Origin of the sequence: Pseudoalteromonas sp. EB27, assembly GCF_001974875.1 — a bacterium.
In the GTDB taxonomy this organism is placed as follows: Bacteria; Pseudomonadota; Gammaproteobacteria; order Enterobacterales; family Alteromonadaceae; genus Pseudoalteromonas.
On sequence record NZ_MTQD01000017.1, the window covers coordinates 49,810 to 63,123 of the forward strand.

Below are 13,314 nucleotides of genomic sequence, written 5' to 3' on the forward strand. Positions count from 1 at the left end.
ATACAACAAGGACACACAATGACACACACACTCAAGGCGCTTTCAAAAGCCATATTACTTGCTACGTGCAGTTTATCTGTCAGTGTAGCTGTTGCTGAATCTAATAAACCAGAGCAGCTATATCCGCCAATCACTAGCGAAGTACTCCCAGAGCTAGCAGCTAAAGGTAGCTACAATGTAGGTGTGCAAACACTTGATTTAGTTAACCCTGCGCAATTTGACCCCGCTACACAAGGTCAAAAAGATCGTCCTTTAAAAGTAGAGGTGTGGTATCCGGCTGCAAATACAGCAAAAGCGCCACTTACCAGCTACACAGATGAAACTCGCTCAGGTAAAGAGTTTACTTTGCAAGCCGATGCAATGCGTGATGTCGCCATTAATAATAAAGAGCACTACCCTGTCATTGTGCTTTCGCACGGTTATACCGGTTACCGTACAATTATGTACTACCTTGGCGAGCATTTAGCATCGCACGGTTACATTGTTGTTGCACTTGATCATACCGATTCGACCAATGCCGATGTTGATTTTAAAAACGCACCATTCTCTGGCTTTTTTAGTACGCTAATAAATCGTTCACGCGATCAGCAGTTTGTTATTAATTACTTTAATGAGCAAAACAACTTTGCAAGCAAACAAGTAGATAACAAAAGCGCAGGCGTAATTGGTTACTCAATGGGTGGCTATGGCGCTGTAAATACGATAGGTGGCTGTTACGCTTTTAATGAGCAAACTACGGCTATGTTTACGGGTATGAAAGACCCTGCTCAAATTGAAAAAGTACAGCAATTACTAAACAGCTGCGCTGGTGGGCAATACCAAAACCCAAAAGTAGACCCACGTATAAAAGCGATGGTGGCCTTTGCCCCATGGGGCGGACAGCACGCTATATTTGATGCCAAAGCAATGGAAAACATTAAAGTACCTTCGCTTTATATAGCCGGTAACCTAGATGACATTTCAGGCTATGAAGGCATTAAAAACCTTTATGAACAAACAGGCAGCAAAGATAAGTACATGCTTACTTACAAAAATGCACGCCATAATATTGCACCACACCCAGCCCCTGCTATTGCACAAAGCAGCAGTGAGCTAGATATAGGCCATTACTACGAGCCTTCGTGGTCTATGCGCACACTAAACGAAATCAACAAACACTTTGTACTTGCCATGATGGATTGCCACGTAAAAGGCATAGCCAGCGAGTGTAAATACTTAGATTTACCACAAAACGGCGACCAAGCTGTTGTTGACGGTAAACCGCTGCCACAGTGGCGCGGGTTTGATAATCGCTTTTCTACCGGTATGGATTGGCAACAAGCTAAACCTCACACCAAGTAATAATAAGCTTTAAGCGGCTGTTTTTAATCAATAGCCGCGTACGCCCTTAAAATAATGCAAAAATAAAACGCCTTTTATATAAAAGAGTTACCAACAAATATTAGCGTGTTTATTTTTTAATCTGCTATTTTAAGAAAAAACCATTGCCATTAACTTCGGTTAAAGGCAATCTAGTCATATATAAGATAAGATAAATAACACAAATATAATGTCCAAATACATACTCTCAATTGATCAAGGAACCACAAGCTCTCGGGCCATCTTGTTTACAAAAGATGCAGACGTTTTTGGTACAGCACAACAAGAATTTTCGCAGCATTTTCCACAAAATGGTTGGGTAGAACACGACCCTAACGATATTTGGCAAACAGTGCTTAGTACTAGCCGCGAAGTCTTAACTAAAAACGATGTAAAGCCTGAAGAAATTATTGCCATTGGTATCACCAACCAACGCGAAACCACGTTAGTGTGGAACAAAAAAACAGGCAAAACAATTTATAACGCAATTGTTTGGCAAGACCGTCGCACTAGTGACTATTGCGAAAGCCTAACAACTGATGAGCTTTGCCAAACAATAAGCGAAAAAACAGGCTTATTGCTCGACCCTTATTTTTCGGCCACTAAAATTCGTTGGATTTTAGATAACGTTGAAGGCGCACGCGAACAAGCTCTTGCAGGTGAGCTCGCCTTCGGTACAGTTGACACCTACCTGCTTTGGCAGCTAACAGGCGGCAAAGAGCACCGCACCGATGCAACCAATGCATCGCGCACCATGTTATTTAATATTCACACCCAGCAATGGGATCAAGAGCTTTTAGAGTTATTCGATATTCCAGAATCTATGCTTCCAGAAGTAATGGATTCAGCTGACGAGTTTGGCTCAACCAGTGCTGACATTTTTGGTGCGCCAATTCGTGTTTGTGGTATTGCAGGCGATCAGCAAGCTGCGCTTGTTGGTCACGCATGTTTTGAACAAGGCATGGCAAAAAGTACTTACGGCACAGGCTGTTTTTTAATGCTTAATACTGGCGAAAAAGCACTGACCTCAGAAAATCGCCTACTGACCACTGTTGCCTATAGATTAAACGGCAAACCAACTTACGCCATTGAAGGCAGCATATTTATGGCTGGCGCAACGATGCAGTGGATTGTTGAAGGCTTAAAGCTACTTAGCCATGCTGGCGAAAGTGAATCGATGGTTAAAGATGTACCGCTCGATCATGGTGTATTTTTAGTGCCTTCGTTTACGGGTTTAGGTGCTCCTTATTGGGATCCTAATGCACGTGGCGCTATTTTAGGCCTAACACGCGATTCAGGTATTAGCACTATTGTTGCGGCTGCTCTGCAATCAGTTGGTTACCAGACCAAAGATTTACAAAAAGCGATGGAGCGTGATGGTCTTCGCCCAAGTGTGCTTCGTGTAGATGGCGGTATGGTAAAAAATAACTGGGTTATGACCTTCTTATCAAATATTTTAGGCGCAACAGTTGAGCGCCCAACTGTGACCGAAACGACCTCTTTAGGCGTAGCATATTTAGCTGGCTTACAAACAGGTGTGTACGAGTCAACCGAGCAGTTATCTAAAATGTGGACATGCGACCGTCGTTTTGAGCCAACTATGAGCGCCGACGAACGTAACGATTTATATGCAAAATGGCAGCACTGCGTTGCTCAAGTATGTTTAACGAATAAAAACTGTCCGGAGTAAGTACTAAGTGGCTAAGCAAATACTTTAGCCACTTCGCCTTTTTAACTTAGCCAATAGCTAGATTTAAAAGGGATGCTTTACTGCTTTAAATTGAAAATGGATCAGCGTCAAAATTAACGAATAAAAAACTGGGTTTTCTATTGTCAAATGAAAACAGCAGCTTTATGATGCTTATGTCTTATTTATATTACAAATAAAAAGGTTAGCTCGGTGGAATTAGCAGATAACGAATATGACTTACTAGTCATCGGTGGCGGTGTAAACGGCACTGGAATAGCAGCTGATGCAGCAGGCAGAGGATTAAAAGTACTCTTGTGCGAACAATCAGACCTTGCCTGTGCAACATCTTCAAACAGTTCTAAGCTGATCCACGGTGGTCTGCGCTACCTTGAGCACTACGAATTTAGATTAGTAAAAGAAGCCTTAGCCGAGCGTGAAGTGCTACTTAAAAACGCACCTCATATTATGTGGCCACTTACTTTTAGATTGCCGCATCAAAAGCATTTACGCCCTGCATGGATGATTCGCATTGGTTTGTTTATGTATGACAATCTAGCAAAGCGCGAAACACTTGCGGGTTCTCGAAGCATCAAGTTTGGCGAAAATAGCGTACTAGAACCTTCTATTACCAAAGGTTTTGAATACTCAGATGGCTGGGTTGATGACTCTCGCTTAGTCGTTTTAAACGCCCTAGCAGCGCAGCAAAAAGGCGCCGTTATTACCACGCAAACTAAGTGTGTAAATGCCAAACGCGAGCAAGGTAAGTGGCAGGTAACGCTTGAGCAGCAAAAAAGTAAAGCTAAATACAGCATTTCTGCCAAAGGTATTGTTAACGCTGCGGGCCCTTGGGTTGCTAAATTATTTGATGAAGCGCTAGCAGAAAAGTCGCCACAAAATATTCGCCTTGTGAAAGGCAGCCACATTGTGGTGCCGCGCATTCACGATGAGAAGCAAGCTTACATTTTACAAAATAAAGATCAGCGTATTGTATTTGTTATTCCGTTTGAAGATGACTTCTCACTTGTTGGCACAACCGATGTAGAACACACAGGTGAAGCGCAAGACGTTAAAATTAGTGATGAAGAAATCGATTACTTAATTGATATTACTAATAGTTACTTTAAAAACCATATTAAACGCGAAGATATAGTACATACCTTCTCGGGTGTACGCCCATTACTTGATGACGAATCAGTTAATGCACAAGCCGTTACTCGCGATTATAAATTAGAGCTTTCGAGTGACGCTAAGCAAACACCACTATTAAGTGTGTTTGGTGGAAAAATTACTACTTATCGTAAACTCGCCGAAGCTGCAGTTAATAAGCTTGAAGAATTTTACCCACAAATGAGCGAAGCGTGGACTAAGCACAGCTCACTCCCTGGTGGCGATTTTAGCTCTGTAGAAGCTCTTAAATCAGAGCTAAAAGCGAAATATGAATGGCTACCTGAAATAACACTTAAACGCTTTGTGCGCACTTACGGTACTCGCGCTAAAATTATACTAGGTAGTGCAACTGGACTGAGTGATTTAGGCCAAGATTTTGGCCATGGTTTATTTGCAGCAGAAGTAAATTACTTGCTAAATGAAGAGTGGGCAGAAAACGCATACAATATTTTATGGCGTCGTAGTAAATTAGGACTACGTTTTAATGAGGCACAAGTTGCTACGCTTAATGATTATATTGAGCAAACCAAAGCGGCTAAAATTGCTTAATAACCGCTAAAGTAATTGGCTGTTGTAGTCCTAAAAACTTCCCGTGCAACCCCTTTATAATTGATTATTATAGAGGGGTTTATTTTTTTGACTCTAAATTAAATAAATAATTAAAGCCACTTAGCGTGGCAGTTTTAATATCAAACTCAACACACTTAACACCAATTTGCTTAAGTGCTGTGGTAAAACACATATTAAGTTGCTTTGTACCAATCACTACAACTTGTGTATCACTCAATAATTGCCACTCGCTTGCATGGCGAGCTGCTCGTACATCGCTCCCTATTAATACGCCCGACAAATAGGCTTTTGCTTGTACTGGTGTTAGCTCCTTTGAAAGCTGGCGGGTACGCACACTAAAAATACCATGTGCCAAGTTACCGCTATCACTACCTAAAGTTAGCTCGCAGCCTTGCTCAAATGCTTTAAAGTCAAACTCACCTTCTGCGCAGTCGTTAGGAATTAAAACACTTTGATGACATAACAAATCATATAACTCGCCGGTCATGGCTGTTTTAAAGCAAATGATTTCGCCGTTGTTTATAAGCACCCATTTAGTATGTGTACCAGGCAAACATAATAATATTTTGCCTTGTTGATACTCTGGATTTTGTTTTAAAAACCCTAAAATTTGCAGCTCTTCGCCGCGCATTACATCAAATAAGCTATTTTGCAGCGTACACTTTGTGCCGGGTAACGCTTTAATAGTATGCCCATTGCAATCAAAACTAACCGCTGCATTAAGTAACCCTTCGGGATTAATTGGGCACTCTAAATAAGGCGTTTCGTGCCAGCCAATACTTGAGGTAATTTGCCCGGCAATATAAATGGGTAAACTACCATATTCTTGCTTCCACACCGCAATGGTGTCAATTAAGGTTTGCTCAAAATTTTGATTCGCCTTAACAACTCCTGGGCCATCACGCTGTGCTAGCAACTTAAGTGTTGATTGCGCATGTACTTCGCACAAATAAGCACGTAAATGGCTCGTGCCCCAGTCAACAGCAATAAAAAGAGATGAATTAGCCAAGCTTTAAAGCCTCCCACCGTCGATTTTAATACTTTGCCCGGTGATCATACTGCTTTCATCGGCGGCTAAAAAGAGTGCCAAATTAGCAACATCTTCAGGGGTTACTAATTTTTTAAGCGCCATGGCTTCCATCCACTTAACTTGCTCTTCTTCGGTAAACCAACTTGCTAGTTGACGGTCGGTAGCAACCCATCCAGGTAAAATAGCGTTAACGCGAATACCGAACTCGCCGTAATCGCGAGCCAATGCCTTAGTCATACCTATTAGGCCTGCTTTTGCGGTTACATAGCCTGCCATTTGTGGCTGGCCCATAATCGCGTTAATAGAGCTAAAGTTAATGATACTGCCGGCTCCATCGCCTTTCATAAAAGACATAGCAACTTGAGAAGCAAAAAATGCAGGGTTTAAGTTTATTTGTAAGCACTGATCCCAATCTTGCACGGTAACGTCTTCGCTCGCTTGCCGGCGGTCGTTCGCTACATTATTAACTAGTACATTAATAGCACCAAAAGCGGCGCATGCATCCACAAGTGATTGCTGAAGTGCATGAGAGTCAGTTACATCAACTTGCCTATACCATAGTTTTGCATTGGGTAAATCACGAATAAGCGATTGCGCTGCCTTATCATCAATATCTATAAATGCTACTTTTGCATTTTGGTTTACAAAGGACTTAACCATTGCTCTGCCGATGCCTGATGCACCACCAGTAATAAAAATAACTTTACCAGAAAGACTATGATATTGAGCGAGGGTGTTCAAATTCAACTCTCCATACAGCGCATTTTCAATTTCATTTAAACTCTTTATAAACTTATACTTACACCATAAAGAGCCAAACTAAGCTGTTATTGCTGTGTTAAAATATTTAGCTAATTAAAAGTTTATATCATATCCTTGAGTACATTAATATGATATATGATATATAATAAAGCAATATATCAACTCGGAATCCTGCGCAATGAAAAGCCAACCCCGTCAAAATTTAACACAACAATTAACCCACGATTTGGGTTTTGCTATTGTGCGTGGTGTTTACCCTGTAAGCGAAGGCCTGCCTTCTGAAGCCGATTTATGTATAAAATATGATGTAAGTCGCAGCGCCACCCGCGAAGCGGTAAAAATGCTCTCAGCTAAAGGATTAATTTCTTCTCGTCCTAAGCAAGGTATTCGTGTATTACCTGAAAGCAGCTGGAACATGTTTGATACCGACGTACTACGTTGGATTTTAAGCAGTAAGCCATCACTGTCATTATTAAAAGAGTTTACTCAAGTACGTGTCGCGCTTGAACCACAAGCGGCCGCGCTTGCTGCACTAAATGCAACTGCAGAACAACTCGCTGAAATTGATAACGCCTTAGCCCGTATGGCTGAAGCAGACGAAGGCTTAGACGATCCACTAGAAGCTGACATTGCTTTTCATACCAGCATATTAGTTGCCAGTAACAATCGCTTTTTTGTGCAGTTAACTGAGTTTATTAGTACAGCCCTTAGAGTAAGTATTCGTTATACAAACCACATTAAAGGTGTACCGGGCGCAGACGTTGCTAAGCACGCTGATATTTTAGAGACCATAAAGTCACGCGACCCTGAACGCGCTAAAAAAGCAGTAGAAACAATTTTAGAAGAAGCACTGCAGTTAATTGAATCTAAATTAGTTTAATGTTAGTTCAACATATTGTATAAATATTGAGTCCATAAAATTTACTCTTTGCAGTATATTTTATGGACTTTTTTATTGCCTATAAGGCTTAATACCAATCTGCAATAATACTTAATCATTTTGCGGGGCTAAACGCGTCGCTACCTGCGTTAAAAAATTCTCATTTACGACTGCATGGATGCAGAAGGTAGAGCAATGCAGGAGCAATTGCCGAGAACAACTAAATAGCGAATTTTTTGCCTAGCTAGCAACACGTTTTTCCGCCCTCAAAATAGATCATTTAATTAAGCGAATTGGTATAAATTACAGGCATTAAAAAATCCGATATCAGTCTCCTGATATCGGATTTTTAATTATTTAAATCAGATTAATAACTCTGGTTATTAACTGAGATAAAACGCCTTTTGCAGGCTAGAATTACAATCCTAATTTCTTCTCAAGATAGTGGATGTTAGTACCACCATTTTGGAAGTTTTCATCTGCAAGAATTCTCTTATGCAAAGGAGTATTAGTTTTAATTCCGTCAATTACTAGCTCGTTAAGTGCATTGCGCGCGCGGGCAATAGCTACGTCACGGTTTTCACCGTAAGTAATTAACTTACCAATCATTGAATCATAATGTGGTGGAACCGTGTAGTCAGCGTAAATATGGCTGTCCCAACGAATACCTAAGCCACCTGCTGGATGGAAACGTGTAATTTTACCCGGTGACGGGATAAACGTTTCAGGATCTTCAGCATTAATACGACACTCAATAGCATGACCACGAATAACAACGTCGTCTTGAGTGAATGATAACGGCTGACCCGCTGCAATTTTTAACTGCTCTTTCACTAAATCGATACCAGTAACCATTTCAGTTACAGGGTGTTCAACCTGAATACGTGTATTCATTTCGATGAAGTAAAACTCGCCGTTTTCGTATAAAAACTCAAACGTACCTGCACCGCGGTATCCAATTTCAATACATGCACGTGTACAGCGCTCGCCAATGAATTTACGCGTTTCAGCAGTAATTCCTGGTGCTGGTGCTTCTTCAACTACTTTTTGGTGACGACGTTGCATAGAACAATCACGTTCACCTAAATGCACTGCATTACCTTGGCCGTCTGCTAATACTTGGACTTCGATATGGCGTGGATTTTCAAGGAATTTTTCCATGTAAACCATGCTATTACCAAAGAATTGCTTAGCTTCTTGCTGTGTTAATGCAATTGAATCAATAAGTTCAGATTCGCTGCGAACAACACGCATACCACGACCACCACCGCCACCAGCGGCTTTGATGATTACCGGGTAACCGATACGCTTAGCGATTTGCATGTTACGTTCTTTATCATCTGATACCGGACCGTCTGAGCCTGGTACACATGGTACACCTGCTTTACGCATTGCTGCGATAGCAGACACTTTATCACCCATAAGGCGAATAGTGTCGCCACGAGGACCGATAAATACAAATCCACTTTGCTCAACTTGGTCGGCAAAATCAGCATTTTCTGCAAGGAAACCGTAACCAGGATGAATCGCTACAGCGTCAGTTATTTCAGCCGCAGCAATAATGCGCGGAATATCTAAATAACTTTCAGTTGCTGATGGTCTACCAATACAGATGGTTTCATCTGCAAGCAATACATGCTTAAGATCGCGATCTGCCGTTGAATGCACAGCAACCGTTTTGATCCCAAGCTCTTTGCAGGCGCGCAATATACGAAGTGCAATTTCACCTCGGTTTGCAATGACTACTTTATCTAACATTAGAGTTGGCCTTTTAGGTTACGCTATTATTCAATGATGAATAGAGGTTGATCAAATTCTATTGGCTCGCCATTTTCAGCTAAGATAGCTCTTACTGTACCGGCTTTATCTGATTCAATTTGGTTCATCATTTTCATAGCTTCGATAATACAAAGTGTATCGCCAACTTTAACTTGCTGACCAACTTCTACATATGCTGGAGCTTCAGGAGACGCAGCAGAGTAAAAAGAACCAACCATTGGTGATTTAACTTGATGACCCGTAGGCTCAGCTGGTGCTGCTGCTTCAACAGCTACAGGAGCCGCTGCAACTGGTGCTGCTGGCGCTGGTGCATATTGCTGTGGAGCAAATTGTGGGTAACCTGGGCCTGCACTCATGTTGTTACGGTTAATACGTACTGATTCTTCACCTTCAGTGATTTCTAGCTCAGCAATACCTGATTCTTCTACTAATTCGATAAGCTTCTTTATCTTGCGAATATCCATTACACGACCCGCCTGTAAGTTGTTTGTGTGTTAATTTAAATTAAATTGCGCTTTGCAACTGGTTAACAGCGGCGTTTAATGCTGCGTGATAACCCATTGCACCTAATCCACATATTACGCCTTGTGCCACATCAGAAAAATACGAATGATGACGAAAGGCTTCACGTGCGTGCACATTACTTAAGTGCACCTCAAAAAACGGAATATCAACACTCAACAGTGCATCACGTAATGCGACGCTAGTATGCGTAAATGCAGCTGGATTGATAATTATGTAATCAACCGCTTGCCAAGCATTGTGAATTCGTTCAATGAGTGCTTGCTCACTATTACTTTGAAAATGCGTTAACTCAACATCTAGACTATTAGCAGCACTGGTTAGCTCCTCCATAATCTCACTCAGCGTCTGAAAACCGTATTTATCCGGTTCACGTTTGCCCAGCATGTTTAAATTTGGACCATTTATAACTAAAAGGTTAAATTTTGCAGCCATAATACGCGATATATCCTATAAGTAATGAGTTAAGCGGTTACTAACTAATTTTTCACTTTTAAGTAAGCAGAAAAAACAATGTAGCAACAATTTCTCACGTTAACCAACTATTATAGTGATTTCGACGTAAATAGCAGCAAAATACTGGTCTTATCAGTGTCGTGGGTACAAATATAAGGGGAATTGTGAAGGTGCCACTTAGACAATTCAAGTGGCACTATTGCACTATTATTGTGCGCTGGCGCGCACAACTGCTAGGTGTTTAGCAAAGTCTTCAGCATTTAAAAAGCCCGTTACGCGCTGCGTACTAAGCTCTTGTCCTTGAGTATTAAAAAACAAAATACTAGGTAAACCAAACACAGTGTACTCTTCCATTAGCTCAATTGTTTTATTATCACTTTCAGTTAGATCAATTTGAATAAGCTGATAATGGCTAAACTCACTTTGCACTTTGGCATCAGGAAAGGTGTAATGTTCAAACTCTTTACACGCCACACACCAGTCAGCATATAAATCGACCATAACCATTCGACCTTCGTCGTTTGCTTGTGCAACGGCTTCTTTTAATTCTGCTAAATCAGCAACCTGTTTAAACTCATTATTTTGTGAGCTTACCTGTACTGTTTGTACTTGTACCGGCCAAAAGTAGTTTTTAGTTAACGTAAAGCCAGTAATAACTAATAGAGTTGCTGCAAACCATAATGCAGTTTTTAACTTGCTTTGTGTTTGGCTACTTTGCCAATGATGTAAGTACAGTGCTGTTGCTAATGCAAGCACACCTGCCATTAATAATATAATGTCGGCGCTCACTAGTCGCTCAAGTAATATAAGTGGCACAACGAGCATCACAAAACCAAACAAGGTTTTAACTTGCTCCATCCAACCACCCGCTTTAGGCAGCAATTTACCGCCAGATGTACCAAGTAATAAAAGTGGTAACCCCATACCTAAACTAAGCACGTACAGTGTTAAACCACCTACTAAGTAATCACCACTTTGCGCTACAAATAAGAGCGCCGCCGACAGTGGCGCCGTAGTACAAGGTGATGCTATTAATCCCGAAAGTACACCCATTAAAAATACGCCAACGTAGTTGCCGCCTTTTTGGTTGTTACTTACTTGAGTTAGCTTGCTCATCATACTGCTTGGCAGTTTTATTTCGTACCAACCAAACATCGACATAGCGAGCAATACAAATAATAAACTAAAGCTGATTAACACAAATGGATGCTGTAAATACCCCTGCACTTGCCCACCAAGCGCCGCAACAACTAAGCCTAGTGCTGCATAGGTAACTGCCATGCCTTGTATATATACAAACGACAACGCAAACGCTTTTTTAGTTGAAAGGTTTTGCTGGCCCGCAATTAAGCTCGACAAAATAGGAAACATAGGGAATACGCACGGCGTAAAAGCAAGGCCTACACCAACAGCAAAAAATATGAGTAAATTAGTTATTAAGCTCTGACTTGCTAATTGCTCAGTAAAAGTAAGCTCTTTTTTGGTGTCATCTAAATTTGTTGTAGGCTCAGTAGTTGGCTCGTTGAGTGCTGCAAACGTATTTGCTGCGGTTGCCGTTTCATCGGTAGCGCTATTTTTATCTACATTTTTAATCTGTGCGCCACTAATAACACTAAGTGGAATGCTAATTACCTCTGGCGGATAACAAAGCCCTGCTTTTGCACAGCCCTGATAGCGAACTTTAACCACGGCGCCTTCGGTTACATTACTTAGCTTACTAATAACACTTGCGGAATTAAAAAAAACTTCTGTTTTACCAAAAAATTCATCTTCGATAATTTCGCCACTGCCAGAGTCACCCACCTCTATAGTGGCATCTTTAGCAATGATCTCTATTTTCTTTTTATAAAGGTAATAGTCTGGCGCAATATCCCAACCTACAAACAAGGTGCTGCCTTGCTGGTCAAAATCAAATACAAACGCTTGGTCTACAGGTAAAAAAGTCTGTTGCGGAGGCCCAAGTAGATCACCAAGCACATTATTAGTCGCAGCCTTTACGGGTACGGTTAATAATGTAACCAACAATAAAAAGAAAAAACGCATTAATTCAGTACCTCGTCCATCCAATTAAAATACGCCAAATTTCCCGTAGAAACTTCTAAAACCTGAATCTCTGGCACTTCGTAGCTATGTAGCTCTTTTATTGTTAGAAACACATCGTTCATTTTGTCTGATTTCGTTTTTATAAGTAGCTTAGCTTCAGTTGCTTCTGCCACTTCGCCTTCCCACATATAAATAGAGCCCATGTTAGGTAAAATATTTACACAAGCAGCCAGCTTTTTTTCTACCAACGCCCTTGCAAGTGTGCGCGCTTCTGCTTCGTCTTTGCAGGTCGTAAAAATCATTTTAAAATGCGTAGTCATTATGAACCTATTCTTATTGGACAGTGTCTAGCTTCATAGTATCTGATAGCCGATACAATGTGTAGACGCTAAAATATCAGTAAAATGACGATACCTATGCCCTAACCTTGAAAAGAGACCTCGTCACCCTCATTTATATTTCATCAACTCTTTTGAGTGTCATTATTTAGAGAGCGCTATGTTTAGATTTTTATTTGTGTTGTTTATTATCATCCCTATTATCGAAATCGCTTTGCTGATTCAAGTAAGCGACGTGATTGGCGGATTTGCAACAATTGCACTTGTGGTTATTACTGCGATTTTAGGTGCCAAAATGGTTAAAACACAGGGTATGGGTGCGCTGCAAAACGTACAAGCGCAAATGGCGCAAGGGCAAATGCCAGCCAAAGAATTATTTACCGGAATATGCGTTGTAATTGCAGGTGTATTACTCCTTACTCCTGGCATTATGACTGACGTATTTGGGCTACTGTTATTAACCCCTGCAATTCGTAACAAATTGGCTGCAGGCCTTGCTAGCCAAGCAACTGTTAGAATGAGCGCAGGCATGCAACAAGGGCCATCGCCGTTTGCTGGGCAGCAACATGCTGAACGAGAGCAAGGGCAAATGGAACGACCAACCACTATTGATGGTGAATATGAGAGAAAAGATTAAAAATTTATCGTTTTTTCTCTTGGAATTTTTCACTCTACCCCCATTAATGAATGCAAATTAGAAAAGCTTTTTTCTGTACTG

The 13,314-nt window shown here is 41.1% G+C and carries 12 protein-coding genes; 5 read left to right on the forward strand and 7 right to left on the reverse strand.

Annotated features, from left to right (window positions below; genetic code table 11):
• Positions 1-18: 18 nt before the first annotated feature.
• From BW142_RS17415 to glpD, 3 genes are all read left to right on the forward strand, one after another.
• Positions 19-1,341, forward strand: coding sequence for a dienelactone hydrolase family protein (locus tag BW142_RS17415; RefSeq protein ID WP_076925772.1), 1,323 nt, complete (start codon positions 19-21; stop codon positions 1,339-1,341).
• A 208-nt stretch (positions 1,342-1,549) separates the two neighbouring features.
• Positions 1,550-3,049 carry a glycerol kinase GlpK gene (gene glpK, locus BW142_RS17420; protein WP_033037088.1) on the forward strand — a complete coding sequence of 500 codons (1,500 nt, stop codon included), beginning with the start codon at positions 1,550-1,552 and terminating at the stop codon, positions 3,047-3,049.
• A 210-nt stretch (positions 3,050-3,259) separates the two neighbouring features.
• Positions 3,260-4,765, forward strand: a complete 1,506-nt coding sequence (gene glpD, locus BW142_RS17425) for a glycerol-3-phosphate dehydrogenase (protein WP_076925773.1) — start codon at positions 3,260-3,262, stop codon at positions 4,763-4,765.
• 79 nt (positions 4,766-4,844) lie between these two features.
• On the opposite strand, the gene BW142_RS17430 is transcribed toward glpD, so the two are convergent.
• Complete coding sequence (locus tag BW142_RS17430; RefSeq protein WP_076925774.1) at positions 4,845-5,795, reverse strand: 2-dehydro-3-deoxygalactonokinase; 951 nt, start codon at positions 5,793-5,795, stop codon at positions 4,845-4,847.
• 3 nt (positions 5,796-5,798) lie between these two features.
• Positions 5,799-6,557: an SDR family NAD(P)-dependent oxidoreductase gene (locus BW142_RS17435; protein ID WP_002958845.1), complete on the reverse strand. Its 759-nt coding sequence runs from the start codon at positions 6,555-6,557 to the stop codon at positions 5,799-5,801.
• A gap of 199 nt (positions 6,558-6,756) precedes the next feature.
• Between BW142_RS17435 and BW142_RS17440 the strand changes: the two genes are divergently transcribed.
• Positions 6,757-7,458 carry a FadR/GntR family transcriptional regulator gene (locus BW142_RS17440; protein ID WP_007580047.1) on the forward strand — a complete coding sequence of 234 codons (702 nt, stop codon included), beginning with the start codon at positions 6,757-6,759 and terminating at the stop codon, positions 7,456-7,458.
• A gap of 417 nt (positions 7,459-7,875) precedes the next feature.
• Here BW142_RS17440 and accC read toward each other — a convergent pair whose 3' ends face one another.
• From accC to cutA, 5 genes are all read right to left on the reverse strand, one after another.
• Positions 7,876-9,216 (reverse strand): acetyl-CoA carboxylase biotin carboxylase subunit, encoded by a 1,341-nt coding sequence (gene accC / locus BW142_RS17445; RefSeq protein WP_007580045.1) that lies wholly within the window; start codon positions 9,214-9,216, stop codon positions 7,876-7,878.
• A gap of 26 nt (positions 9,217-9,242) precedes the next feature.
• Complete coding sequence (gene accB / locus BW142_RS17450; protein WP_007580042.1) at positions 9,243-9,701, reverse strand: acetyl-CoA carboxylase biotin carboxyl carrier protein; 459 nt, start codon at positions 9,699-9,701, stop codon at positions 9,243-9,245.
• Between the two features lie 40 nt (positions 9,702-9,741).
• Positions 9,742-10,194, reverse strand: a complete 453-nt coding sequence (gene aroQ / locus BW142_RS17455; RefSeq protein ID WP_076925775.1) for a type II 3-dehydroquinate dehydratase — start codon at positions 10,192-10,194, stop codon at positions 9,742-9,744.
• A 228-nt stretch (positions 10,195-10,422) separates the two neighbouring features.
• The gene (locus tag BW142_RS17460; protein WP_076925776.1) at positions 10,423-12,258 is read right to left on the reverse strand and encodes a protein-disulfide reductase DsbD; all 1,836 of its coding nucleotides are present in this window, start codon (positions 12,256-12,258) and stop codon (positions 10,423-10,425) included.
• The gene (gene cutA / locus BW142_RS17465) at positions 12,258-12,578 is read right to left on the reverse strand and encodes a divalent-cation tolerance protein CutA (RefSeq protein ID WP_007580036.1); all 321 of its coding nucleotides are present in this window, start codon (positions 12,576-12,578) and stop codon (positions 12,258-12,260) included. Before cutA ends, BW142_RS17460 begins: the two co-directional genes overlap by 1 nt.
• Positions 12,579-12,756: 178 nt before the next feature.
• On the opposite strand from cutA, the gene BW142_RS17470 reads away from it, so the two are divergent.
• Entirely contained in the window at positions 12,757-13,233 is a 477-nt protein-coding gene (locus tag BW142_RS17470; protein WP_007580034.1) for an FxsA family protein, read from the forward strand.
• Positions 13,234-13,314 lie beyond the last annotated feature (81 nt).

What these genes read in the sequence shown, in the direction of transcription:
- BW142_RS17415 (WP_076925772.1), top strand. Translation starts at nt 19, where the DNA reads ATGACACACACACTCAAGGCGCTTTCAAAAGCCATATTACTTGCTACG.
- glpK (WP_033037088.1), top strand. Translation starts at nt 1,550, where the DNA reads ATGTCCAAATACATACTCTCAATTGATCAAGGAACCACAAGCTCTCGG.
- BW142_RS17440 (WP_007580047.1), top strand. Translation starts at nt 6,757, where the DNA reads ATGAAAAGCCAACCCCGTCAAAATTTAACACAACAATTAACCCACGAT.
- accC (WP_007580045.1), bottom strand. Translation starts at nt 9,216, where the DNA reads ATGTTAGATAAAGTAGTCATTGCAAACCGAGGTGAAATTGCACTTCGT.
- accB (WP_007580042.1), bottom strand. Translation starts at nt 9,701, where the DNA reads ATGGATATTCGCAAGATAAAGAAGCTTATCGAATTAGTAGAAGAATCA.
- aroQ (WP_076925775.1), bottom strand. Translation starts at nt 10,194, where the DNA reads ATGGCTGCAAAATTTAACCTTTTAGTTATAAATGGTCCAAATTTAAAC.
- BW142_RS17460 (WP_076925776.1), bottom strand. Translation starts at nt 12,258, where the DNA reads ATGCGTTTTTTCTTTTTATTGTTGGTTACATTATTAACCGTACCCGTA.
- cutA (WP_007580036.1), bottom strand. Translation starts at nt 12,578, where the DNA reads ATGACTACGCATTTTAAAATGATTTTTACGACCTGCAAAGACGAAGCA.
- BW142_RS17470 (WP_007580034.1), top strand. Translation starts at nt 12,757, where the DNA reads ATGTTTAGATTTTTATTTGTGTTGTTTATTATCATCCCTATTATCGAA.